Annotated in this window: 19 protein-coding genes and 1 tRNA gene; 6 read left to right on the top strand and 14 right to left on the bottom strand. The window is 58.1% G+C overall.

The annotated features are described in order from the left end of the window. Window positions 1–23: 23 nt before the first annotated feature. Window positions 24–2,672 carry a DNA mismatch repair protein MutS gene (gene mutS, locus SJY32_RS12985; protein ID WP_376876038.1) on the bottom strand — a complete coding sequence of 883 codons (2,649 nt, stop codon included), beginning with the start codon at window positions 2,670–2,672 and terminating at the stop codon, window positions 24–26. A gap of 120 nt (window positions 2,673–2,792) precedes the next feature. On the opposite strand from mutS, the gene SJY32_RS12980 reads away from it, so the two are divergent. Together SJY32_RS12980 and SJY32_RS12975 are read left to right on the top strand one after the other, a co-directional pair. Then, window positions 2,793–5,060: an NADP-dependent malic enzyme gene (locus SJY32_RS12980; protein ID WP_376876035.1), complete on the top strand. Its 2,268-nt coding sequence runs from the start codon at window positions 2,793–2,795 to the stop codon at window positions 5,058–5,060. Between the two features lie 68 nt (window positions 5,061–5,128). Next, the gene (locus SJY32_RS12975; protein WP_376876032.1) at window positions 5,129–6,019 is read left to right on the top strand and encodes a ribokinase; all 891 of its coding nucleotides are present in this window, start codon (window positions 5,129–5,131) and stop codon (window positions 6,017–6,019) included. Here the strand turns inward: SJY32_RS12975 and phoB are convergent. The 11 genes from phoB to tsaD form a co-directional block, all read right to left on the bottom strand. Continuing rightward, entirely contained in the window at window positions 6,004–6,696 is a 693-nt protein-coding gene (gene phoB / locus SJY32_RS12970; RefSeq protein ID WP_376876029.1) for a phosphate regulon transcriptional regulator PhoB, read from the bottom strand. The genes SJY32_RS12975 and phoB overlap by 16 nt on opposite strands. Window positions 6,697–6,698: 2 nt before the next feature. Further along, window positions 6,699–7,400: a phosphate signaling complex protein PhoU gene (phoU, locus tag SJY32_RS12965; RefSeq protein WP_376876026.1), complete on the bottom strand. Its 702-nt coding sequence runs from the start codon at window positions 7,398–7,400 to the stop codon at window positions 6,699–6,701. 11 nt (window positions 7,401–7,411) lie between these two features. Continuing rightward, complete coding sequence (gene pstB, locus SJY32_RS12960; protein WP_376876023.1) at window positions 7,412–8,209, bottom strand: phosphate ABC transporter ATP-binding protein PstB; 798 nt, start codon at window positions 8,207–8,209, stop codon at window positions 7,412–7,414. A gap of 13 nt (window positions 8,210–8,222) precedes the next feature. Then, window positions 8,223–9,566, bottom strand: coding sequence for a phosphate ABC transporter permease PstA (gene pstA, locus SJY32_RS12955; RefSeq protein ID WP_376876020.1), 1,344 nt, complete (start codon window positions 9,564–9,566; stop codon window positions 8,223–8,225). After that, window positions 9,563–11,023, bottom strand: coding sequence for a phosphate ABC transporter permease subunit PstC (gene pstC, locus SJY32_RS12950; protein ID WP_376876017.1), 1,461 nt, complete (start codon window positions 11,021–11,023; stop codon window positions 9,563–9,565). The genes pstA and pstC overlap by 4 nt, the downstream gene beginning before the upstream one ends. 112 nt (window positions 11,024–11,135) lie before the next feature. Continuing rightward, the gene (locus SJY32_RS12945) at window positions 11,136–12,167 is read right to left on the bottom strand and encodes a substrate-binding domain-containing protein (protein WP_376876014.1); all 1,032 of its coding nucleotides are present in this window, start codon (window positions 12,165–12,167) and stop codon (window positions 11,136–11,138) included. Window positions 12,168–12,323: 156 nt separating this feature from the next. Next, on the bottom strand, window positions 12,324–13,019 hold the full coding sequence (locus tag SJY32_RS12940) for a CbiX/SirB N-terminal domain-containing protein (RefSeq protein ID WP_376876011.1): 696 nt from the start codon (window positions 13,017–13,019) through the stop codon (window positions 12,324–12,326). Window positions 13,020–13,307: 288 nt separating this feature from the next. Continuing rightward, the gene (locus tag SJY32_RS12935; protein WP_376876008.1) at window positions 13,308–13,727 is read right to left on the bottom strand and encodes an EVE domain-containing protein; all 420 of its coding nucleotides are present in this window, start codon (window positions 13,725–13,727) and stop codon (window positions 13,308–13,310) included. Continuing rightward, a complete protein-coding gene (locus tag SJY32_RS12930; protein WP_376876005.1) occupies window positions 13,727–13,996 on the bottom strand; it encodes a YciI family protein in 270 nt (89 codons plus the stop codon). The genes SJY32_RS12935 and SJY32_RS12930 overlap by 1 nt, the downstream gene beginning before the upstream one ends. A 3-nt stretch (window positions 13,997–13,999) precedes the next feature. Next, complete coding sequence (locus tag SJY32_RS12925) at window positions 14,000–14,962, bottom strand: NAD(P)H-dependent glycerol-3-phosphate dehydrogenase (protein ID WP_376876002.1); 963 nt, start codon at window positions 14,960–14,962, stop codon at window positions 14,000–14,002. After that, entirely contained in the window at window positions 14,959–16,053 is a 1,095-nt protein-coding gene (gene tsaD, locus SJY32_RS12920) for a tRNA (adenosine(37)-N6)-threonylcarbamoyltransferase complex transferase subunit TsaD (RefSeq protein ID WP_376875999.1), read from the bottom strand. The genes SJY32_RS12925 and tsaD overlap by 4 nt, the downstream gene beginning before the upstream one ends. A 71-nt stretch (window positions 16,054–16,124) precedes the next feature. On the opposite strand from tsaD, the gene SJY32_RS12915 reads away from it, so the two are divergent. The 4 genes from SJY32_RS12915 to SJY32_RS12900 all read left to right on the top strand — a co-directional run bounded on the left by SJY32_RS12915 (window position 16,125) and on the right by SJY32_RS12900 (window position 20,094). Further along, complete coding sequence (locus SJY32_RS12915; RefSeq protein WP_376875996.1) at window positions 16,125–16,853, top strand: uroporphyrinogen-III synthase; 729 nt, start codon at window positions 16,125–16,127, stop codon at window positions 16,851–16,853. 90 nt (window positions 16,854–16,943) lie between these two features. Further along, on the top strand, window positions 16,944–18,419 hold the full coding sequence (locus SJY32_RS12910; RefSeq protein WP_376875993.1) for a hypothetical protein: 1,476 nt from the start codon (window positions 16,944–16,946) through the stop codon (window positions 18,417–18,419). 10 nt (window positions 18,420–18,429) lie between these two features. Then, window positions 18,430–19,923, top strand: coding sequence for a heme biosynthesis protein HemY (locus tag SJY32_RS12905; RefSeq protein WP_376875990.1), 1,494 nt, complete (start codon window positions 18,430–18,432; stop codon window positions 19,921–19,923). A gap of 95 nt (window positions 19,924–20,018) precedes the next feature. After that, window positions 20,019–20,094: transfer RNA gene (locus SJY32_RS12900), tRNA-Thr, on the top strand. A gap of 94 nt (window positions 20,095–20,188) precedes the next feature. Here SJY32_RS12900 and SJY32_RS12895 read toward each other — a convergent pair. Then, a complete protein-coding gene (locus tag SJY32_RS12895) occupies window positions 20,189–20,476 on the bottom strand; it encodes a hypothetical protein (RefSeq protein ID WP_376875987.1) in 288 nt (95 codons plus the stop codon). Between the two features lie 99 nt (window positions 20,477–20,575). Continuing rightward, window positions 20,576–23,026: a DNA topoisomerase (ATP-hydrolyzing) subunit B gene (gene gyrB, locus SJY32_RS12890; protein WP_376875984.1), complete on the bottom strand. Its 2,451-nt coding sequence runs from the start codon at window positions 23,024–23,026 to the stop codon at window positions 20,576–20,578. Window positions 23,027–23,498 lie beyond the last annotated feature (472 nt).

Genomic DNA, 23,498 nt, shown 5'->3' with positions numbered 1-23,498 from the left:
AAACTGATCTCGAGTTGAGGGACTTACCGATCCCCCAGCAGTGATTTCAACTCATAGAGCGCGGCGAGCGCCTCTCGCGGGGTCATTTCATCCGGCGCGATATCTTGCAGGCGCGTTTCGAGCGGCGATGGCCCTACAGCCACTGGCGCGCTGACGGCAGCAGCGGGAATGGAAAACAGCGGAAGATCATCAATGATCGTTTGCTTCTTCACACCGCCTTCGCGTTCGCCCTTCTCAAGCGCCTCCAGAACAACCTTGGCGCGGCGCACCACGCTGTCGGGCAGGCCTGCGAGCCGCGCAACTTGCACCCCGTAAGAACGATCTGCCGCGCCCTTCTTTACCTCGTGCAGAAAAATCACGTCTCCTTGCCATTCACGCACCGATACCGTTGCATTTTCAACGCCGTCGAGCTTCGCAGATAGCGCGGTCATCTCGTGATAATGCGTAGCGAATAGCGCACGACAGCGGTTTGTTTCGTGCAAGTGTTCCATCACGGCCCATGCAATGGACAATCCATCATAGGTGGCGGTACCGCGTCCGATTTCATCTAGAATAACCAATGCGCGGTCATCAGCCTGATTTAGGATCGCGGCTGTTTCAACCATTTCGACCATGAATGTCGATCGTCCGCGTGCGAGATCGTCCGCGGCACCGACCCGCGAGAATAGCTGACTGACGAGGCCAATATGGGCTGACGCCGCGGGAACAAAGGCACCAGCCTGTGCCAAGAGCGCAATAATCGCGTTTTGCCGCAAGAATGTTGACTTACCCGCCATGTTCGGACCGGTCAGCAGCCAAATTGCCGGCGTGCTGTCTTGCGTGAGCCCACAATCATTCGCGATGAAGCTTTCGCCTGCACGTTTAAGCGCGAGCTCGACCACGGGATGACGCCCTGCCTCCACGTGAAACGCGCGGCTCTCGTCGATGACAGGCTCAACCCAGTTCTCACCTGCCGCGAGATCCGCAAATGCCGCGGCAAGGTCCAGCTCTGCCAAGGCGCGCGCGGCTTCGGCAATCGGGCCTGCTTCGGCGAGAATAGCCTTGCGCAGATCCTCGAAAATGGCCTTTTCAAGCTGTAGCGCATGATTGCCGGCGTTGAGAATTTTGGTCTCTATTTCGGACAGTGGTACGGTCGTGAAACGAACCTGATTTGCGGTTGTCTGCCTGTGGATAAATGTCTCGTTCAGCGGCGCAGAGAGCATCTTTTCGGCATGTGTCGCAGTGACCTCGATGAAATACCCCAAGACGTTGTTGTGTTTAATCTTGAGGCTCGGGATGTCGGCTTGCGTCGCGTAATCTTGCTGCATCTTGGCGATAACGGATCGCCCCTCGTCACGCAGTTGGCGTGTCTCGTCCAATTCGACGTCAAATCCCGCGCTGACAAATCCTCCGTCACGCGCAAGCATGGGCGGTTCTGCGATAAGCGCGGCGTTCAGGAATAGCAAAAGCGAGTCGTGACCCGTTAAGGAGTTTCTCGCCAACGCGAGCAGAGGCGGCGCATCTGAGGCATCGAAGCGCTCCGCGATTTGTGCGGCCTGTTCGAGAGAGTTGCGGATCGCCGCCATATCACGCGGCCCGCCACGTTCCAGCGCGAGACGTGACAATGCCCGATCCATATCGGGACAGCGTTTTAAATCCTCCCGCAGGTCTGCACGGAATCGACCCTGTTCCACCAAAAAACGCACAGAATCGTGTCGTTCTCGGATGTGTTGCAGGTTGCGAGAGGGCGCGGAAATTCGGCGCTCCAACAGGCGTGCGCCGCCCGCTGTCGCAGTGCGGTCGATCGCATGAAGTAACGAGCCTTCTCGCCCGCCCGAGAGCGCTTGCGTTAGTTCTAAATTCCGCCGCGTCGCCGCGTCGATCTGCATCGCGGCGCCGGCTTCTTCGCGCAGCGGACGGCGCAGCAGGGGGAGCTTCCCGCGTTGCGTCATATCCAGATAATCAATCAGCGCGCCCATCGCGGCAATTTCGCCGCGCGAAAATGAACCAAACGCATCAAGAGATCCAACGGCAAAGAGCTCACAAAGTCTCTTTTCCGCGCTCTGGCTATCGAAGCTTGATCGGGCAAGTGGTGTCAGCGCCGCGCGCGTATCAGAGACTATTTCCGCCAAATCAGTCTCTTTTGCCTCGCTCACGAGGATCTCGCGGGGCGCAAGACGTGCAAGTTCCGGCGCGAGGCGAACGAGCGGGCAGGGCATCACGCGAAACTCACCTGTCGAAATATCAACCCACGCGAGCGCCGCATCGTCACGCACCTCACCCCAAGCCGCCAGGAAGTTGTGACGGCGCGCTTCGAGCAAGCTTTCCTCGGTAAGCGTCCCCGGTGTGACAAGGCGCACGACATCGCGTTTCACGACAGATTTCGCCCCGCGCTTTTTAGCCTCGGCAGGATTTTCCATTTGCTCTGCGATGGCAACGCGGAACCCTTTTCGGATCAGCGTCAGAAGATACCCTTCTGCTGCGTGAACGGGTACGCCGCACATCGGGATCGGCTCGCCGTCATGTGTTCCCCGCTTTGTCAGTGCGATATCGAGCGCCGCCGCCGCCGCGACGGCATCCTCAAAGAACATTTCGTAGAAATCGCCCATCCGGTAGAACAGCAGCGCGCCCGCGTTTTGCTCTTTAATTCCGAGATATTGCGCCATCATTGGCGTGACAGTTTGATCCGACATCAGGCCCCCAAAAGGTTTGGGAGACCCTACAAAAGCCCGCTCACCTGTTAAAGCGCCAATTCGATTGAGCGCTGTGCCGCTGGACGTTAGAAGGGGACAACTTGCAAAGAGGAATGGCCCATGTCCCCGAAGAACCGCATCACGCCCGAGGAAGCCCTCGCGTATCATATCGACCCGCGCCCGGGTAAATACGAGATCGTCGCGACCAAGCCGATGACGACACAGCGCGATCTTTCGCTCGCGTATTCTCCCGGTGTTGCGGTGCCGGTTGAGGCCATCGCCGCAAACCCCGAGACCGCGTATGATTACACGGTGAAGGGCAACATGGTGGCCGTGATCTCAAATGGAACGGCGATCTTGGGGTTGGGCAATCTCGGGGCACTTGCGTCCAAACCGGTGATGGAAGGCAAAGCGGTCCTGTTTAAGCGTTTCGCTGATGTGAACGCGATTGATATCGAATTGGATACCGAGGATCCGGAGGAGATCATCAAGGCAGTGTCCCTGATGGGGCCGACTTTCGGCGGGATCAATCTGGAGGACATCAAGGCGCCGGAATGCTTCATCATTGAGCAGCGACTCAAAGAGATGATGGATATTCCGGTCTTCCACGACGACCAGCACGGCACAGCCGTCATTTGCGCCGCTGGCCTGATGAACGCATTGGAACTCTCGGGAAAGAAAATCGAAGATTGCCGCATCGTGCTGAATGGGGCTGGTGCGGCGGGCATCGCGTGCCTTGAGTTGATCAAGGCCATGGGCGCCAAGCATGATAATTGCATCATGTGCGACACCAAAGGTGTGATCTATCAAGGCCGCACAGAAGGCATGAACCAGTGGAAGTCAGCTCATGCCGCGAGGACGGATGCTCGCACCCTTGAGGACGCGATGCTTGGCGCAGATGTGTTCCTTGGCGTTTCTGCGAAAGGGGCAGTGACACAAGAGATGGTCGCAGGGATGGCGGATAATCCGGTGATCTTCGCGATGGCCAATCCTGATCCCGAGATTACGCCCGAGGAAGCACACGCTGTGCGCCCTGACGCGATTGTGGCGACGGGACGGTCCGATTATCCGAACCAGGTGAATAATGTTCTGGGCTTCCCTTACCTGTTCCGCGGGGCGTTGGATATTCACGCGCGGGCGATCAACGACGAGATGAAGATCGCTTGTGCCCAAGCTCTGGCAGCCTTGGCGCGCGAAGATGTCCCCGACGAGGTCGCAATGGCTTACGGGCGCAAACTGGCTTTTGGACGTGATTACATCATCCCGACGCCGTTTGACCCGCGCCTGATCCATGTGATTCCGCCCGCCGTTGCGAAAGCGGGGATGGATACAGGCGTCGCGCGTCGTCCGATCATCGATATGCCGGCCTATACGCACTCACTGAAAGCGCGGATGGATCCGACAGCCTCGATTTTGCAGGGCATCCATGCCCGTGCGCGTCAGGCGCAAGCCACGATGATTTTCGCAGAGGGTGACGATCCCCGCGTTTTGCGCGCCGCCGTCGCCTATCAGCGCGCGGGAATGGGCCGTGCGTTGGTTGTCGGCCGTGAGACGGAAGTGAAGGAGCAATTGGAGCAAGCGGGTCTAGGCGATGCGTACCGCGAGATCCAAGTGGTGAACGCGGCCAATTCCAAGCACATCGATACGTATAAGGATTTTCTCTACAAACGGCTTCAACGCCAAGGCGTCGACCGCGAGGAAGTCCACAAGCTTGCCACACGTGATCGCCATGTCTTTGCTGCATTGATGTTGGTTCATGGGCATGGTGACGGTCTTGTCACGGGAACTACCCGAAAATCTGCCCATGTGCTCGAATTGATCAACAAGGTGATTGACGCGAAACCCACCGATGGCGCGGTTGGGATCACGGCTATTTTGCATAAGGGACGCATCGTTATGATGGGCGATACCCTCGTACATGAGTGGCCGAACGAAGAAGATCTGGCGGATATCGCCTCACGCGGCGCGCAAGTGGCGCGGGGGCTCGGTTTGGACCCGCGCGTCGCGTTCTTGTCGTTCTCGACCTTCGGCTATCCTGTTTCCGAACGCGCGACCAAAATGCACGATGCTGCAAAGGTTCTCGATAAGCGCGGTGTTGATTTCGAGTATGAGGGCGAAATGACCGTCGACGTGGCGCTCAATGCCGATCAGATGGCACATTATCCGTTCTGCCGTCTGTCAGGCCCTGCGAATGTGTTGGTTGTACCAGCGCGCCATTCGGCGTCTATCTCCGTGAAACTCATGCAGGAGATGGCCGGCGCGACCGTTATCGGGCCGATCCTCACGGGTATCGCGCATCCCGTGCAGATTTGTTCCACAGTTTCGACCGTGAACGACATCCTGAATATGGCTGCGATTGCTGCCTGCCGTTTGGGACAAGGTAAATAAGCGTCGGAGCGGGGGTTTCACACCCCCGCACCCCCCGTGGGATATTTAGAGCAACCGGAGGCCATATTTTGGCGACGATTTATAATTTGGGTTCGATCAACACAGATCATTTTTACCGGATGGAGAGCTTCCCACGTGCGGGCGAGACCTTGGCGGCGACGGCCTATTCGCGCGGGCTCGGCGGGAAGGGGGCGAATCAATCCGTTGCAATGGCGCGTGCAGGTGCCGATGTGCGGCACCTCGGCGCCGTTGGGGGAGATGGGCTGTGGATGATCGACCGGATGAAGGCCATGGGTGTCGATTGCACGCATGTACAGCAGGGCGATACGCCTTCGGGCCATGCAATCATCAATATTGACCATCACGGAGAGAACACGATCGTTTTATTTTCGGGCGCAAATCTGGCGATCTCGCCTGGTCCTCTGCGGTCGGTGCTTGCTTCGGCGCAGGAGGGCGACTTTCTTGTTCTACAAAACGAGGCTGGCTGCCAAGTTGAAATGGCCCGTCTTGCGCATGAGACTGGCCTGAAACTGGTCTATTCGGCAGCGCCATTTGAGAGCAAGGCCGTGCGGGAGGTATTGCCCTATGTTTGGCTGCTATTGTTGAACGAGGTTGAGGCGGATCAACTTTGTGCGGCACTGGGGAGTGCGATCGATAAAATTCCCGTCTCACATGTCGTTGTGACCCGCGGCGCACAGGGCGCAGTTTGGTATGATAACGAAGGCCAGACGCAGACGCCTTCTAAGGCGATTAAGGTCGAAGCGATTGATACAACCGGCGCTGGGGATACGTTTGCGGGATTTTTGATATCAGGGCTAGCAGAGGGACTTACCAAGGAGGAGGCGATGCGCCTCGCCTCAGCGGCGGCATCCCTCAAAGTGACGCGGGCCGGAACCGCCGATGCGATCCCGACCCGTGACGAGGTTGATAACTTTCTTGCGGATCAGCCGAGCGAATAGCCCGTCCCGCGCACTGTGCGGATCGGATCGGCGCCGCCATTTTGCATCAGGACTTTGCGTAACCGTCCGACATGGACGTCGATTGTTCGTGTGTCGACGTAGATATCACGACCCCATACGCGGTCGAGGAGCTGGTCACGCGTCCAGACGCGGCCTGGTTTTTCCATCAACGTTGATAGGAGACGGAACTCCGTTGGCCCGAGATGCAGCATATCTCCGCTGCGGAACACACGGTGTTCGCCAGCGTCGAGAATGATGTCGTCATAGGTCAGGCGCTCGCCCATTGTGGCAGGGCGGGTACGACGCAACTGGGTGCGCAGCCGTGCCATGAGTTCGACGACGGAATAGGGTTTCACGACGTAATCGTCAGCCCCTGTTTCCAAGCCGCGGACGCGATCTGTTTCTTCGGAGCGCGCGGACAGCATAATGATGGGGATCTGCCGCGTGTCGGGATTTGCCTTCACTTGGCGGCAGATCTCGATGCCTGAAACATTCGGGAGCATCCAATCCAGCACCATCAAATCTGGCTTTTCCTCGCGCACCATCAAAAGCGCCTCATCCCCGTTAACCGCAATGGCGACGCGGAAACCTTCTGCTTCGAGATTGTATTTCAACACTTCGCGCTGGGCGCTTTCATCCTCGACAACCAAGACACAAGGGGTTTGAGCTGCTGCCATTGTTACCCCTCCACGGATTGGACGCTGTTATCTTTTTGGCGCGGTTCGTCGGGAAGCTCACCTGTCACAAGGTAGATCACCTGTTCGGAAATCGACGTTGCATGGTCGCCCATGCGCTCGATGTTCTTCGCGATGAAATGCAGATGCATGCAGGATGTAATGTTACGCGGGTCTTCCAGCATATAGGTCAAGAACTCGCGGAACAGGGCATTATACATCTGATCGACTTCAATGTCGCGGGCGCGAACATCTGCTGCGAGGGCTGCATCGCGCTGGATATAGGCATCGATCGCGTCGCGCATCATCCCTTCAACGGCCTTCGCCATGCGGCGGATCGCGCCGCCCGAGCCCGCGATCGCGGGAGCCTGCATCAAGACGTCGGAGCGCTTCGCGATGTTCTTGGCATAATCGCCCACCCGTTCTAACGAGCCGGCGATTTTCATCACCGTCAACGCCGTGCGCAGATCGCTTGCGGCGGGTGCGCGCAGCGCGATGAGGCGAGCGGCTTCCTCATTGATCTTTTCTTCAAGTGCGTCGATGGCCTTATCACGCAGCCGAACAGCGCTCGCGAGTTCGGCGTCGCGCGTATCGAGCGCTTGGGCAGCGTCAAGGATCTGCGCTTCGACCATGCCACCCATCTTAACGACGAGAGCTTGGACAGCCTCCAGATCACGGTCGAAGGCCGAAAGGATATGTTGGGACATTGGAGCCTCCGTTAGCCGATACGGCCAGTGATGTAGCTTTCCGTGCGCGGATCGCGTGGATTGGTGAAGATATTGCCGGTTTCGCCGTATTCCACGAGGTTGCCGAGGTGGAAGAATGCGGTTCGCTGGGAAACACGCGCGGCTTGTTGCATTGAGTGCGTTACGATCACGACAGAAAAGTTCTCGCGCAACTCGTCGATCAGTTCTTCGACTTGTGCCGTTGCGATCGGGTCGAGGGCGGAGCAGGGTTCGTCCATCAAAAGCACTTCTGGCGATGTTGCCACGGCGCGCGCGATGCAAAGACGTTGCTGCTGACCGCCGGAAAGGCCCGTGCCAGGCGAATGGAGGCGGTCTTTAACCTCGTTCCAGAGTGCGGCCTTGCGCAAAGAGCTTTCGACGATTTCCTCAAGCTCGGCCTTGTTACGTGTAAGGCCGTGAATTTTCGGACCGTAAGCCACGTTATCGAAGATCGATTTCGGGAACGGGTTCGGCTTTTGGAAAACCATCCCGACTTTCGCACGCAGTTGCACCGGATCGACACGCTTGTCGTAGATATCCTCGCCGTCCAGCGTGATGTTACCTTCCACGCGGCAGATATCGATCGTGTCGTTCATCCGGTTCAGGGTCCGCAGGAACGTTGACTTCCCGCAACCCGAAGGCCCGATGAAAGCCGTTACGGTCCGATCCAGGATTTCCACATCCACGTCTTTGATGGCATGTGTGTCACCGTAATAGACCTGCACCTTGCGGGCCGCGATTTTGATCTCTTTACTGTCCACAGCACGCTCCGTCAGTCGCATATCGTTCATGGGATATCCCCCTTTACCACCGGCGCTCGAAGCGGCGGCGAAGAATAATTGCAATCGTATTCATAATAACCAAGAAGGCCAACAACACGATGATTGCGCCGGAAGCCCGTTCCACGAAGGCCGGATCGGCGCGTTGAGTCCAGTTGTAGACCTGCACCGGCAGAGCCGAAGCGGGGTCGAAGAGCCCGTCGAGCGGCGCATCAGGATACTCGCGCACAAAAGCAACCATCCCGATGAGAAGCAAAGGTGCGGTCTCGCCCAAAGCTTGCGCGAGGCCGATGATCGCACCGGTCATAATCCCTGGCGCCGCGAGTGGCAGCACGTGGTGGAATACCGATTGCATCTTTGATGCCCCAACACCAAGCGCCGCATCGCGGATTGACGGCGGAACCGCCTTGAGCGCGGCGCGCGTAGAGATGATGATCGTCGGGAGTGTCATCAGCGTTAGGACCAAACCACCGACAATAGGCGCGGATTGAGGAAGGCCGGCGAAGTTAATGAAGATCGCCAAGCCCAAAATCCCGAAGACAATCGAGGGCACAGCCGCCAGATTGGAAATGTTCACTTCGATCAGATCAGTAAAGCGGTTCTGCGGCGCAAATTCTTCGAGATAGATCGACGCGGCCACGCCGATTAACGGCGCGAGGCACAACACCACCAGCATCATATATGCCGAACCGAGGATCGCAACGCCAAGGCCCGCGGCTTCCGGCCGTTGATCCGAGGCGTCTGGCGCGGTGATAAAATCGAGGTTGAACTCTTTGCGCAGGATACCACGATCATTCAGAGCCACAGCAAGTTGGAGTTGCGATGGGGTGATATTGCTATCGAGTTCGGCGCTTTCCATCGTCACGCGGCCTTTAAAGAAGCCATCAATCCGACCATGTGCAAGCACGTGAAGGTCAATGGTTTGTCCGATCAACTTCGGATCTGCGAGCACCATATTGCGCAACGTTGCGGGCGCTTCTTTCGAGATGATTTCTTTCGCGTCCTTGTCAGACAGGCCTTCAATCACGATCCCTTCCGCCTCGATCTGTGCGATCAATGCATTTCCGATAAGGGTGCCGTAACCGATCGTGCTGACCTTCTTCATCACTTCAAGGTCGCGCGTCCCTGATTTGTCCAGTGTGGCTTCCATAAGCTCGACCGGAATCACGATTTTGGTTTGGCTGAAGGCCGAAAGCCCATTGCTGAAGATCGAGAACAACAAGAGCGCGAGTGATAGCAGCGCCGTCAAGACGGCCGCGAGACCGTAGCTCTTGAAGCGGCTCTCCGCGCGATTGCGGGCCTTGGTGCGCGCATCAGCTTGGAGCAGCGAGCGGTGAGCGGGTGTCGCTGGTGTGGCGAGATCGGTCATTCGTATTGCTCCCGATATTTGCGCACAATGACGAGTGCGAGAACGTTAAGGCCAAGAGTGATGACGAACAGCGTCAGGCCCAAGGCGAAGGCGACGAGCGTTTCTGGTGCGGCGAAGTCGGTATCACCCGTCAGCTGGCTGACGATTTTAACGGTGATAGTGGTCATGGCCTCAAAGGGGTTGAGGCCCATCCGTGCCGCAGCGCCCGCGCCAAGGACAACAATCATTGTTTCACCGATCGCACGCGACGCGGCGAGAAGAACCGCGCCGACGATCCCGGGAAGAGCAGCGGGCAGAACGACCTGACGAATGGTTTCCGATTGGGTCGATCCAAGCCCGAGCGAGCCATCCCGCAACGATTGGGGAACTGCGTTGATAATATCGTCCGAAAGGGAGGATACGAAGGGGATGATCATGATCCCCATGACCAGACCTGCGGTCATCACGGAAGATCCGCTTTCACCCAGCCCCAGTGGCTGCGCGAAATAATCCCGAAGCATCGGCCCGACGGTGATTAGGGCGAACAGGCCGTAAACGATTGTCGGGATACCTGCGAGCACCTCAATCAGCGGCTTGGCGATGGCGCGGAATTTCGGGCCGGCGTATTCCGACATATAGATCGCGGCGAACAAACCGATCGGAACGGCAACGATCAACGCGATGAGCGAGATATAGAGCGTGCCCCAGAGCAGTGGCAGCATCCCGAGAGATGAATTGCCACGGAAGTTCGGCGCCCATTCCGTGCCGAAGAAGAATTCCGTCCACGAGTACTGTCGGAAGAAGTTGCTCGTTTCGAACAGCATCGAAAAGACGATGCCTGCCGTGGTGGCGATTGCGATCACGGAGGCGAAAATCAATAAGGCTTTGACGCCCGCTTCAACCGTGTTGCGCGCGCGGAAGTCGACCGTGGTCGAGCGAATGGAATAAGCAAGCCCGCAAAGGGCAAGGACGATCGCTATGAGCCCCATCACAATTATGCCGCGAGCGCTACTGTTGCGGTAATCTTGGGCTGCTTGCAAAAGCTCGGGAGAGACATCGTTGCCCAAGGCTACCCCTACAGCAGCGAGCGCCCCGCGGATATCGGTGGACCCCTGACCGAACTGCTCGGCCTCTTGCGCGGTCATCACGCCTGTTTCGACGGCGGTGCTAAGCCCTTCCGAAACACGGCGCAAATCGCTCATGACAAGAGATTGGCTGGACCCTTCCGGGATCATATCACTGGTGATCATCGCGCTGATATTGCGTTCAATGACAACAGGCTGCACGAGCAGCCAGACCAGCATGATTGCCAGAGCGGGGATCACGGTGAACATTGCGGCGTTCCAGCCGTAATATCCGGGAAGGGAATGCAAAAGGCGCGCGTCATCGCCGGACACTGCGCGGGCGCGAAGGCGGCCTGCGACATAGCCCAAAGCTCCGAGTATCAAGACGATAAGAAGGATATTCGCGACAGTCATGGAGTCCTCGAGCTTCAAGGGAAATGAAAGGCTTGGAACCAAAAAATCGGGCTCCGGTAGGGGCCCGACTGGAATGGCGACGCCTTCATGCGGAAGGCGTCGCCGATCGTGATTATTTCGCCATTACGGTTTCGTCAGCGACGGTCGCCTGAACCGCTGCCAGCTCAGGATCCGACACGAGGCCGTATGCTGCGAGCGGGCCATCAGGACCTGCGAGATCGTCGGATACGAAGAATTCAGCAAACTCTTTCACGCCAGGAACAACGCCGATGTGCGCTTTCTTGATGTAGAAGTAGAGCGGGCGCGAAACTGGGTAGTCGCCCGATGCGATGGTTTCCGTCGAAGGAACCACATCCGACATCGTTGCAACTTTCAGCTTGTCGGTGTTGTTTTCGTAGAACGAAAGACCGAACACACCGATACCAGCCTTGTTGCTGTCGATCCGCGAGAGGGTTTCGGTGTAATCGCCATCGATATCAACCGCGCGGCCGTCCGTGCGCAGCGCCATGCAGGCTTCTTCGGCTTTGTCTTCATCGCCTTTTGCCGCGATGAGTGCTTCCATCGCACCGGCTTCTTCACAGCCAGCGAGGATCACTTTTTCTTCGAACACTTCACGTGTGCCGTGCTTCGTGCCTGGAACGAAAGCCATGATCTCTTGCTTCGGCAGAGCAGGGTTTACCTGATCCCAAGTGGTGTTCGGGTTTGCAACAACTTCGCCATCGACGACGATCTCTGCCGCAACGGCCTTGTACCAGTCAGCAGGGGTGAACGCGAACGTCTCACCGTTGATGTCGGATGCGAATACGATGCCATCATAGCCGATGCGAACTTCGATGATGTCCGTCACGCCAGCTGCTGCGCAGGCTTCGATTTCGCTGCTTTTGATTGCGCGCGACGCGTTGGCGATATCGATGGTGTTTTCGCCAACGCCTTCGCAGAACTTTTTCAGGCCAGCCGAGGAGCCGCCCGATTCAACGACCGGTGTCGGGAAATCTGTGTTCTCGCCAAAGGCTTCCGCAACGATCGTTGCATATGGCAGAACGGTCGACGAGCCTGCAACTTGAACTTGGTCACGTGCAGTTGCGACGGTTGCCGAAGCGGCGATGATCGCCAGAACCGAAGCGGAAAGTTTAACGGTGTTCATGGATCTCTCCTGAAAATTTCACTGGCCAACCAGTAGGCCTGCCGACCGTCTAGGCCGCCAACGTGACGCTTATGCAAACGAAATGTAACAGTAACATGACAATCGGCATTCGTGCAAAATTCACGCTGAAATATTCATGGAGTGGTCGCGATAAGCTTACGGCCCCGCGCGCTTCAAAGCCGCCGCGATGAGATGCGGGATCTGGGGATGCTCCCCGATTGGATCAAGGCATGGGCCGGCAAACTCGGCTTCCTCCAACGCTTCGGGCAAATCCCCTACGACATGACCAGCCCGCAGAGCAAAAAACGGCACGCAGACTGCCTGGCCCAAATTTGCGGCAGCTTCTGCCAAAAAGGGCGCCTCCTCAATCAGGCCCACCGAGACGTCACGAAAACCTCCCCACCGTTTGAGGATGTCAGCCATTGCGTAGCTCGCATCTTTGGACTTGCTTGATACCTTTGACCCATGCGCCGCCAACAGGAGGTGCGCCTCCGACGAGGTAATACCGGCATCCTCGGCGGCTTGCAGGGCAGCTTTCGCGATCAAATCTGGAAGATCTGGGTCAACGCCGAGGGGATCAAGATGAGTTAACCCCTCAAACCCCAACTCTGCAAGGCGTCGCGGAAGCTCACGCTTCGTGAACCAGCCCTCTGCCATGAAAAACGGGTAGATAAGCGGATCTTGGAGGCCCGATAGCGCGCAGTCCAGCGAGCCCTCGCGTGCCAAAGTCGCGCCGCGAATATCCCAATCCGGCATCACCTCTCCGACGCGCCGCGCGAGATCATGCAGCACGAGATCCTGCGGATCGGGATCGGCGGGCGCGCCATGGGCGACAATAATAGCGGCTGGCATGGGGGATCTCCTGCTCTTTCGGGCTTCATGACGGAAAGGATAGGGCGATGCCAAGTGATGGCAATAGCCGATCAAACAGCGGAAAGCGCGCTTTTGGTTAATCAACTTTTTAGATTAAAGAATTGATTTAAATAGAATTATCTGGGTTTTAAAATTGCGATTCGGGCCGGCGTGGAGTAGACATAAACTTAGGCTAGGACGGCCAGAACCAGATAGTTTCACGTGTGGTGCTTTAGGGGAGCACGTGGGGTGGGAGGGTTCTGGTAGGGGTGCCAGAACCCTCCATTTTTATGGCTCGATCCCGCCAAGCTCACACACGATTTTCCATTCGTCTTCCGTAACCGGTTGAACCGACAGACGCATCGACGTCACCAAGGCCATCTCTTGCAGCCGGTGATCGTTTTTCACCTGCGCCAGTGTCACAGGGGTCTTCAGGGGCCTAATCGCGCGGATATCGACGCAATCCCACCGCGGATCGTCCGTTGTGGGGTCTTGGTGGCTTAAGGCGCAGACCTCGACAATGCCGACAACTTCTTTGCCGATGTTGGAGTGGTAGAAGAACCCTTGATCCCCAATCTTCATCGATCTCATGTTGTTGCGAGCAAGGTAGTTTCGCACGCCGTCCCAGATCTCACCCTCATGGCCCTTGGCGACTTGCTGGTCCCAAGACCATTTGTTGGGTTCTGATTTAAAAAGCCATTTAGCCATCAGCCGATTACCTTTTTCCATTCCGTAACGGAAACAGATTCAAACAACCCGGCGATCGCGTAGGGATCCTTTGCGGCCCACTCCTGCGCTGCCTCGAGGCTGTCGGTATCGAGAACGGCCAATGTTCCGCACATTTCGCCGTTTTCGATGAAGGGCCCAGCCTGCAGCACGATCCCAGTGGAGCGAATATGCTCCAAGTGGCGCTCGCGCGTATCGATCCGGAGTTGCAGATGGCCAGGTTTGTCGCGGCAGATAACAGCATAGAGCATGGATTATTCCTCTTTAAGCGGACGGGACATAAGCGCCGAGACAGCGGCCTCGACGGTGATCTTCTGGTCAACCAGCGCTGCGACCATCGTCGCGATCGGCAGGTCAATCTGGTGCGTTTCGGCGAGATTAGAGACTGCTTTCGCGGTTGCGGCACCTTCCACGGTGAGCGATGGATCGAAATCTTCGCCACGGCCAAGCGCGTGGCCGAAACGGAAGTTACGTGATTGTTGCGAGGTGCATGTAAGCACAAGATCGCCCAAACCTGAAAGCCCGTTAAGCGTTTCGACCCGCGCACCACGGAGCAACGCAACGCGGCGCATTTCGCTGAACCCCCGTGTCATGATGGCTGCGCGCGCGCTATCGCCTAGCCCTGCGCCAATGACGACCCCTGCGGCAATTGCGATGACATTCTTGAGTGCTCCGCCGAGTTCCGCGCCGATAACATCTTCGGATCGATAGAGCCGCAAGACCGGCGTGGAGAGCGCGCGTTGCAGGCCCTCGCCCGCGTTCACGTCCTCGCAGGCAAGCGTGAGCGCGGTGGGAAGTCCCCGCGCAATATCGGCGGCAAAGCTGGGGCCTGTTAAAATCGCCGGAACCGCCTTCGGGCATTTGCTGCGGATGATCCCCGTTGGCCCTTGGCCGCTCGCGATGTCGATCCCCTTGGAGCAAGCAATGAGGCGTTTCGTGAGAAACAAGTCGCGGTGGATTTCGAGGAAGCCGGACATCTGTTGCATCGGCATTGCGAGAAGGACCGTCTCGCGCCCCTCAAGATCGTGTAAATCGGCTGTAACAGTGACGTTTTGGGGGATGGTGATCCCTTCCAAACGCGCGCTGTTTTCGCGTGTGCGCTGCATGCGATCCGCCGCTTGTGCGTCGCGTGCCCAGAGCGCGACAGGGCCGTTGGCGGATAGGGCCACCGCGAGAGCGGTGCCGAAGGCGCCCGCGCCGATAACCGCAACCGTCATGCTTTTGCTCCCTTTTTCCCGGAGCCGAGCATCGCGGGCGCTCGTGCATCCAAGGGCCATCTCGGCCGGGCGGAAAGATCCATGCCATCACGTGCGCCAGAACGATATCGCTCAATCCCTGCCCATGCGATCATCGCGGCATTGTCAGTGCAAAGCGCGAGAGGCGGCGCGAGGAAACGCGCGCCAAATTCGTCTGAAACAGTCTCTAACGCATGGCGAATAGCCTTGTTTGCGGCGACCCCGCCCGCAACGGCAATCACGGGATTGGCAGGATTAAGCGTCATGTAAATCCGCAATGCACGCCGTGTTTTCTCCGCCAATACCGCGCAGACGGAGGCTTGGAAGCTTGCACACAAATCGGAGCGGAGAGATGCGGGCAATCCGCCATGCTCGGCAATCACGGCGTCGCGAGCGCGAAGCAATGCCGTTTTGAGACCCGAGAAGGACATATCGCAATCAGGGCGCTCTAGAAGCGGGCGTGGCATCGGAAACCGCTTCGCATCGCCTGACAGGGCTTCGCGCTCGACGGACGGGCCACCTGGTTGCGACAGCGCGAGAAGCTTTGCCGTCTTGTCAAAGGCCTCGCCAGGGGCATCATCAATCGTGCCGCCCAGACGCTCGAACCGGTCGACGCCATGCGCGATCAGGAACTGGCAATGCCCTCCCGAAACCAAAAGCATAAGGTAGGGAAAAGAGATTCCGTCTGTCAGGCGAGGTGTCAGCGCGTGACCTGCGAGATGGTTGACGCCGACGAGCGGGAGCCCTGCGCCCGCGGCAATGCCCTTCGCGCACATGACGCCCGACATAACGCCACCGATAAGCCCTGGCCCCGCCGTGACGGCGACGGCATCGATGTCGCGTAGCGTCAGATTCGCCGCGCTAAGCGCCTCTTCGACACAGATATCCAATTTTTCCGCATGGGCACGCGCGGCAATCTCGGGCACCACGCCGCCGAAATCGGCATGTAGCTCGGTTTGCCCGGCAACCACGGTGGCCAAAACCTCGCCGCGATCGCCGGAAAGTCGCACGATGGCGGCGGCAGTGTCGTCGCAGCTTGATTCTATTCCTAGAAAGGTGAGCGTGTCGGTCATGTCGTTCCGGTTGCGTGAAAGTCTCTCCCGAGGTAACACCGAGGTGCAGCGCGCACAATCCCGAGGGAACATTGCCCGATCCGCGTCCGACCCTTCTTCTGACAAGACCCGAGGCGCAATCGCGCCGATTTGCGCATTTGTTCGCGGCGAGATTTGGCGAGGATTGGCCGACGATTGTGGCGCCATTGATGGAGACCGTCCCGTTGATGCCGCCGGTCCCCGATGCAGAGGCCCTCATTTTTACGTCCGAGACAGGTGTGTCGAGCTTCGCGCATATCCAGCCCGCGCGGGGGCGAACGGCGTATTGTGTCGGTGCGCGCACGGCAAAAGCTGCGCAGGAAGCGGGCTTTGAAACCGTTGTGGGCCCCGGTGACGGCAGCGGGCTGGCCGACCTGATTGAAGGCTTGCATCGCCAAGGCGCTTTGGGGGCGGGGCCGCTCCTACATGCGCACGGCGCGAAAGTTGCCTTCAATCTCGCGAAACATCTCACCGCGGCTGGTATCGAGACGCATGAAGCCATAGTCTATGAGCAGATGCCTCTGGGCTTGCCGCGGAATGTGCGCGCTCTGTTACAGGTACCTATTCCGCTTTTGGTTCCGGTATTCTCGCCGCTCACAGCAGATTTCTTCATGTTGCAGGCGCGGGACGCAGAGGCCCAACTTTTACTTTGCCCGATATCGCAGGCAACAGCGGATCGCCTGCAAGGATTGTCATGGGCACGATTCGAGGTTGCAAAAACGCCCGATTCTGGGGCGATTTTGGATGCGTTGGAACGGCAGATCCGTGCATCCGGTCTGTAAGATGCGGAACGGGTTGAGGACTGCAGCTTGCAGCACTAGATTGAATTTGCGGGCTGGTCGTCCGCTCATGGTATAATCGAGGAGAGTAGCGTGGCGAAACCGAGAACCCGCAAGACGAGTAGTGATGCGACCAGCGAAGCCGTGGATGAAACCATCAACGTCACCGTGACTGATCCCACCGATCCGCAACCTGAAATGGAAACGCAAGGTGACGCCCCGATCGAAGGCTCGACTGAGGCAGCCGTCTCAGGCGAGGACACCCTTATGGCGAGTCAGTTTGAGAATTCCGATCCGGTTGTGACGGATGTTGTGACGGATACGGCGGCGGACACCCCAGTGGATGTGAAATCGGAAGCAGACGCCATGGCCGAAGATACCGTCCAAGATGATCTTGCCGAGCCTGCGGAGAGCCCCTTCAACGATGCCGAAGCCGTGGCGCAGAGCGACGAAGCCCCTGTCGAGCCCGTTTTGGAAGATCAGCGTGAGACGGATAAACCGTTAGATACCGCGCCGACGGCTGCGCCAGCCGTCACGCAAACAGTTCAAAAAGTAGGCTTCTTCCCTGTTGTGATTGGCGGCGTTATTGCTGCGGGCTTGGGCGCGGCGGCAATGCTTTATGCACTGCCCAAGCTTCCACCCGAGTATTTGCCGCAATCGATGCAGGCAACTCCGGTCGATGACACGGCATTTACGACGGCAATTGCGGCACAAGATCGCAAGGTTGCTGATCTGGAGGCCAAAATCGCGGCACTTCCAACACCTGCGCAAACGCCGGAGATGGGGCCGCTGACTGAGGCGCTGGAATCAGCAAACGCGAAAATCGCTGCACTCGAAGGCCAAGTTGCAACGGTTGAAAGCCAGATGGCCGCGCTGGGCGACCGCGCTCTCCAAAGCGATCCCGCAGCGGCAGCCGCGATGGAGCAGGTTCAGGCCGAAATCAGTCAAATGAAGGCTTTGATTGAGGAAGGCCGCGATACCACGACAGCAGCCAAGGCCCAGATCGAAGCGGCTGCGGAGGAGGCAGCAGCGCGCATCTCTGGCGCAGAAGCCGAGGCCGGTAAACTGCGGGCCGAAGCTGAGGCCGACGCCGCCAAATCGCGGGGTCGCGCTGCCGTGGCGCAGCTCGGCGTTGCGATTGCATCCGGCATCGGAAAAGCTGAGGCCGTGGCGAGCGTTCGCGAAGCGGGGATCGATGTCCCCGAGGCCATTTCGGCTGATGTTGCCTCGATTGATCGGCTGATCGAAGATTTCGATCCCGCTGCGCGCAAGGCCCTTTCGGCATCGCGTAAGGCGACCGCCGGCGCGGGTGTGATGGATAAAATCGGAGCTTTCTTGATTGCGCAGACGGGCGTTCGATCGCTTGAAGCGCAGGACGGGGATGGCCCGGATGCAGTGCTGTCACGGGCCGGTGACGCCGTAGAGGGCGGCGATCTGGCAGGCGCCTTGGCAGAGCTCGAAAAGCTCCCGCCGGAAGGGCAGGAAGCGATGGCGGATTGGATCGCCAACGCGCAGGCGCACATCGCGGCAACCGATGCCTTGGGCGCACTCGCCCAATCGCTGAACTGAGGAGAGCACCATGATCTGGTCGTTTATCAAGATTGCTATTTTTCTGGTGCTGGTCGCGGCGATTACCTACGGCGCGACACTTCTGTCTGACAGCGGCGAAGGAATTATCATTCAAGGGCTAGGCTACGAGTTAAACTTGCAGCCCCTTCAGGCGGTAATCCTCGCGGTCCTGTTGTTCCTCGCGATATGGCTCGTTATCCGCGTCGTCGGGTTCATCATGGCGTTCTTGCGATTCCTGAACGGCGACGAGACGGCGATTTCGCGCTATTTTGATCGGAACCGCGAGCGCAAAGGCTATGAGGCGCTCTCGGAAGGGATGATGGCGCTTGCCTCGGGTGAGGGGAAAGTTGCGATGGCCAAAGCGGCAAAGGCTGAGAAATATCTCGGTCGCCCGCAACTGACCAACTTGCTGACCGCGCAGGCCGCCGAGATGACCGGTGATACGCGCAAGGCGGCGGCCGTTTACAAAAAGCTTCTCGCGCATGATCGCAGCCGGTTTGTCGGCGTGCGGGGCTTGATGAAGCAAAAGCTCGCAGAGGGAGATACGGAGACGGCTCTCAAACTCGCGGAAAAGGCCTTCTCGATGAAGCCAAAGCATGTTGAGACGCAAGACACGCTACTCAAGCTTCAAGCGGGGGTCGGGGATTGGAAAGGCGCGCGCGAGGTGCTTTCTGCTAAGGCGAGCCAAGGGCAGTTGCCCAAAGAGGTTCACCGTCGCCGTGATGCCGTGCTTGCGCTGCAAGAGGCCAAGGGCATTCTCGATGAGACCGCCTCTGTAGAGGCGCGTGAGGCCGCGATTGCTGCGAATAAAGCATCACCTGACCTTATACCGGCGGCAGCGATGGCCGCGCGCGGGTATATCGCGAATGGGAAGGGCAAAAACGCCGCCCGTGTCCTTGAAAAGGCTTGGGGGGCACAACCGCATCCCGACCTTGCGTCCGCCTACGCCGAAATCGTCCCTGACGAGGCCCCTGCGGCGCGTCTTAAGCGGTTTGCGGGTCTCATCAAACAAGCACCTGACGCCGAAGAAAGCCGCTTGCTGCAAGCGGAGCTGTTGATTGCGACGGAAGACTTCCCCGCTGCACGTCGCGCGCTGGGCGACTTGGTGAGCACCGCGCCGACTGTCCGCGCGTTGACGATCATGGCGGCGGTTGAACGTGGCGAAGGGGCGGATGATACTGTTGTTCGCGGTTGGCTGACCCGCGCTCTGACTGCGCCGCGTGGTAAGCAATGGGTGTGTGATACGTGCCAGTCCGTCCACGAGGACTGGGCACCGGTGTGTAGCACATGCGGCGGCTTCGACACGCTCTCATGGCGTGACGCACCGCATAGCGCATCGACAACCTTGCCGCATGGTGCAGAGATGCTGCCGTTGATCGTCGGCAAACCTAGCAAGGCTGACGTCGACGCGCAGGACGACAACGTCGAGGACGCGCAAGAGGTCGAAGATGCGGAGGTCTTGCCAATGGATGACGCGGTGGAGGCAGCTCGGCAAACCCGCTAACTCAATGCGCGCGCCGGAAAATTCTGGAAAATGCCATCTTTGGAAAAAAGGGGCTACACATTCTCCAGATTAGGTGTTATCCGGCGCGCCAACACGCCGCTGTAGCTCAGATGGTAGAGCACGTCATTCGTAATGATGGGGTCGGGGGTTCGAGTCCCTTCAGCGGCACCAGTTTCTTACAAAACTTATGCGCCCTTTGAGCGCCCCAACAGTTTGGGGCGTATTTGGCGTTGAGCGCCATCAAATCGGGCCAACACATTCTGGTTTACGGTTTTTGAGACGCGATTAGATCAGCCGCAAATTTGGCGAGTAATGGCTTTGGCAGCAATGCGCTGTCTGAGATCACGAATTTGAGGTCTGGCCCGCGGCGTATCCCGTGATCGAGCCGCGCCTTGATCGAACGCTGCGTGGCCTCCTCGACCACCAAGGTGTAGCCATAGTTCCCCGGCGCAGCTTCCAACCCCGATCGCACGGCGGCGCATAGCGCGACGGCAATCTCACTGGTGGGGATTTCACATTGGAGGGATGCGCGTTCTTCCGCGGAGGCTGTCATCGGGACCCCAAGAGATAGCAAAACGCAGAGCCCCCCGAAAAGGAGCCCTGCGTAGTTTTGGGTTCGAGACAGGTTCATATTGTCTCCGATTCCGATCGTTTAGAAATCGAGGTTCTCTACATTGAGGGCGTTTTGCTGGATGAACTCGCGACGTGGCTCAACGACATCGCCCATCAGCTTCGTGAACAGATCGTCAGCCTCGGCCATGTCTTCGACCTTCACCTGCAGCAAGGTCCGCGCGGATGGATCGAGTGTCGTCTCCCAAAGCTGTTCGGGATTTATTTCCCCCAAACCCTTGTAACGCTGAAGCGAAAGACCCTTCTCACCCTCTTGCAAGATCGCAGCGAGCAACTCCATCGGGCCGTGGATCAATTGCTCGCGGTCTTTGCGAACCAGTCGTGCAGGGGCCGCGTAGGCCTCTTGCAGCGAGGCCGTATGGGTCGACAGGCGTCGTGCCTCGCCAGACCTCAGAACCGGCCCATCCAATACGCGCGCTTCTTCCACGCCTCGCAACACGCGGGTAAAACGAAGGCCGTGATCTTGGGTCGGGCGCCCTTGCCAGCCGCGTTCATATTCAAGCGCGACAAGATCAAGGCGGCGCGCAACCTCATCTGCAACGCCCTGCGCGTCCGAATCCACACGGCCAGGCACCAGAGCGCCCGCGATGGCGGCCTGTTCCAAAATCCGTTGCGGATAATGCGTTGGGAACGCTTGCAAAATACGACGCACGATGCGGGCTTCTTCGACAAGGCGGATCAAATCCTGCCCGACGATTTCCTCACCGCTTCCTAATTTCAGGTTGGCGCCTTCAACACCTTGGTGAATCAGGTATTCCTCCAGCGCCGCTTGGTCTTTGAGGTAAACTTCCGACTTCCCGCGCGCCACTTTGTAGAGCGGTGGCTCCGCGATGTAGAGATAGCCGGCTTCGATCAACTCCGGCATCTGGCGGAAGAAGAACGTCAGCAAGAGAGTGCGAATATGCGCGCCATCTACGTCAGCATCGGTCATGATGATGATCCTGTGATAGCGGATTTTCTCGAGTTTGAATTCGTCGCGCCCGATCCCTGTGCCAAGCGCGGTGATCAGCGTTCCGATTTGATCTGATCCGAGCATCCTATCAAATCGCGCGCGCTCAACGTTCAAAATCTTACCGCGCAATGGCAGGACGGCTTGGTTTTTGCGCTCACGACCCTGCTTCGCAGAACCGCCTGCCGAATCCCCCTCGACGAGGAAGACTTCGGAAAGGGCAGGGTCTTTTTCCTGACAATCGGCAAGCTTACCGGGGAGCGATGCAATATCCATCGCTGTCTTGCGGCGTGTCAATTCCCGTGCCTTGCGGGCAGCTTCCCGCGCCAATGCGGCCTCGACGATTTTACCCACGATGATCTTTGCCTGCTGCGGGTTTTCTTCAAACCACTCGGACAATTTCTCGTTCACGAGGTTCTCAACCGCTGGCCGGACCTCCGACGACACGAGCTTGTCTTTGGTTTGCGAGGAGAATTTCGGATCGGGAACTTTGACGGACAGAACGCAGGTTAGACCTTCACGCGCGTCATCGCCGGTAAAATCGACCTTTTCCTTCTTCGCGATCCCTGAGCTTTGGGCATAGCTGTTGATCGTCCGTGTGAGCGCGCCGCGCAGCCCTGCGAGATGGGTGCCGCCATCGCGTTGCGGGATGTTGTTGGTAAAGGGAAGCACGTTCTCGTGGTAGCTATCGTTCCACCACATCGCAACTTCGACGCCGATGCCGCGCACTTCGCCCGTCATATAAATAGGTTCGGGCATCACCGCGGATTTGGAACGATCAAGATACTTTACGAACTCTTTGACGCCGCCGTCGTAATACAACTCAGTCTTCAAGGCTTCGGCGGGGCGTTCATCCTCGATGATGATCCGCACACCGGAATTGAGGAACGCCAACTCGCGAAGGCGGTTTTCAAGCGTCTTGAAGCTGAACTCGAGGTTGGAGAATGTCCCTTCCGGGTCCGTCCCCTTGTTGGACGCCATGAAGCGCACTTCGGTGCCTTTTTCGCCAGGCGCATCGCCCTCTTCGCGAACATGCACAGTGCATTCACCTTTCTCGAAACGGGCGTAATAAACCTTGTCGTTGCGCCAGACGCGCAACTCCAGCCAGTCAGAAAGCGCGTTCACAACCGAAACGCCGACGCCATGAAGGCCGCCGGACACTTTGTAGGCGTTTCCGCCCTCATCGGTGTTGTTGAACTTCCCGCCCGCGTGCAGCTGCGTCATGATCACTTCAGCAGCTGAGACGCCTTCTTCTGCGTGGATATCAACAGGTATCCCGCGGCCGTTATCCCGCACGGATACGGAACTATCGGCGTGGATTTTGACCATGACATAATTCGCATGGCCCGCGAGGGCCTCGTCAATGCCGTTATCTACGACTTCATACACCATGTGATGCAACCCAGAGCCGTCATCGGTATCCCCGATATACATGCCTGGGCGCTTGCGCACAGCTTCTAGGCCCTTGAGAACCTTAATGGATTCTGCGCCGTAAACTGCGCTGTTCGGGGTATTTTCGGTCATGCCTGCCGGTCCTCTTATTCGTTGAGGATTTATAAGGCTTAAGCCCAGCAATGTCACGCTAAAGACACGATATTTAAGGGGGTTACCCCGCATCCGTCAAGGTTAAGCCGCCATTGGCATACAATGGGCGGAATAGGTCTATTGCAGCGACCGTAACCAGCTGATCCTGTGTTGCGAAACCACCGACATACCCCTCCCAAAACGTGGTTTCAGAGGCTTTCTTGCCTGTCGAAGCTTTTGGGTGGGGAAAGGGGATGGATGAGGCAACGGTTTCGCTCCGCGCCAAACTTTACGTTAAAGTTGTCGCGCCGATGCCGAAACCTGCCTCCGGTCGGGCTCGGCCCGCCGCTAGCTTTGTCGAGCTGATCAATCCCTCGGTATTGTCTCAACTCTAAAGGCAGAGGGGCATGGGAAGCCCTGCGCAGCTCGGTAGCCTTAAGCGGGATATACCCTCTTTAGCGTACAGTATGAA

Origin of the sequence: Albirhodobacter sp. R86504, from assembly GCF_042466415.1 — a bacterium.
In the GTDB taxonomy this organism is placed as follows: Bacteria; Pseudomonadota; Alphaproteobacteria; order Rhodobacterales; family Rhodobacteraceae; genus Albirhodobacter.
Note: the sequence above shows the minus strand (reverse complement) of the source record. Positions and strands in the feature narration are given on the sequence as shown.

What these genes read in the sequence shown, in the direction of transcription:
- SJY32_RS12945 (WP_376876014.1), bottom strand. Translation starts at nt 12,167, where the DNA reads ATGAACACCGTTAAACTTTCCGCTTCGGTTCTGGCGATCATCGCCGCT.
- SJY32_RS12925 (WP_376876002.1), bottom strand. Translation starts at nt 14,962, where the DNA reads ATGACGGTTGCGGTTATCGGCGCGGGCGCCTTCGGCACCGCTCTCGCG.
- SJY32_RS12980 (WP_376876035.1), top strand. Translation starts at nt 2,793, where the DNA reads ATGTCCCCGAAGAACCGCATCACGCCCGAGGAAGCCCTCGCGTATCAT.
- SJY32_RS12895 (WP_376875987.1), bottom strand. Translation starts at nt 20,476, where the DNA reads ATGACAGCCTCCGCGGAAGAACGCGCATCCCTCCAATGTGAAATCCCC.
- pstC (WP_376876017.1), bottom strand. Translation starts at nt 11,023, where the DNA reads ATGACTGTCGCGAATATCCTTCTTATCGTCTTGATACTCGGAGCTTTG.
- pstB (WP_376876023.1), bottom strand. Translation starts at nt 8,209, where the DNA reads ATGAACGATATGCGACTGACGGAGCGTGCTGTGGACAGTAAAGAGATC.
- phoU (WP_376876026.1), bottom strand. Translation starts at nt 7,400, where the DNA reads ATGTCCCAACATATCCTTTCGGCCTTCGACCGTGATCTGGAGGCTGTC.
- mutS (WP_376876038.1), bottom strand. Translation starts at nt 2,672, where the DNA reads ATGTCGGATCAAACTGTCACGCCAATGATGGCGCAATATCTCGGAATT.
- SJY32_RS12905 (WP_376875990.1), top strand. Translation starts at nt 18,430, where the DNA reads ATGATCTGGTCGTTTATCAAGATTGCTATTTTTCTGGTGCTGGTCGCG.
- SJY32_RS12930 (WP_376876005.1), bottom strand. Translation starts at nt 13,996, where the DNA reads ATGCTCTATGCTGTTATCTGCCGCGACAAACCTGGCCATCTGCAACTC.
- tsaD (WP_376875999.1), bottom strand. Translation starts at nt 16,053, where the DNA reads ATGACCGACACGCTCACCTTTCTAGGAATAGAATCAAGCTGCGACGAC.
- SJY32_RS12940 (WP_376876011.1), bottom strand. Translation starts at nt 13,019, where the DNA reads ATGCCAGCCGCTATTATTGTCGCCCATGGCGCGCCCGCCGATCCCGAT.
- pstA (WP_376876020.1), bottom strand. Translation starts at nt 9,566, where the DNA reads ATGACCGATCTCGCCACACCAGCGACACCCGCTCACCGCTCGCTGCTC.
- phoB (WP_376876029.1), bottom strand. Translation starts at nt 6,696, where the DNA reads ATGGCAGCAGCTCAAACCCCTTGTGTCTTGGTTGTCGAGGATGAAAGC.
- SJY32_RS12935 (WP_376876008.1), bottom strand. Translation starts at nt 13,727, where the DNA reads ATGGCTAAATGGCTTTTTAAATCAGAACCCAACAAATGGTCTTGGGAC.
- gyrB (WP_376875984.1), bottom strand. Translation starts at nt 23,026, where the DNA reads ATGACCGAAAATACCCCGAACAGCGCAGTTTACGGCGCAGAATCCATT.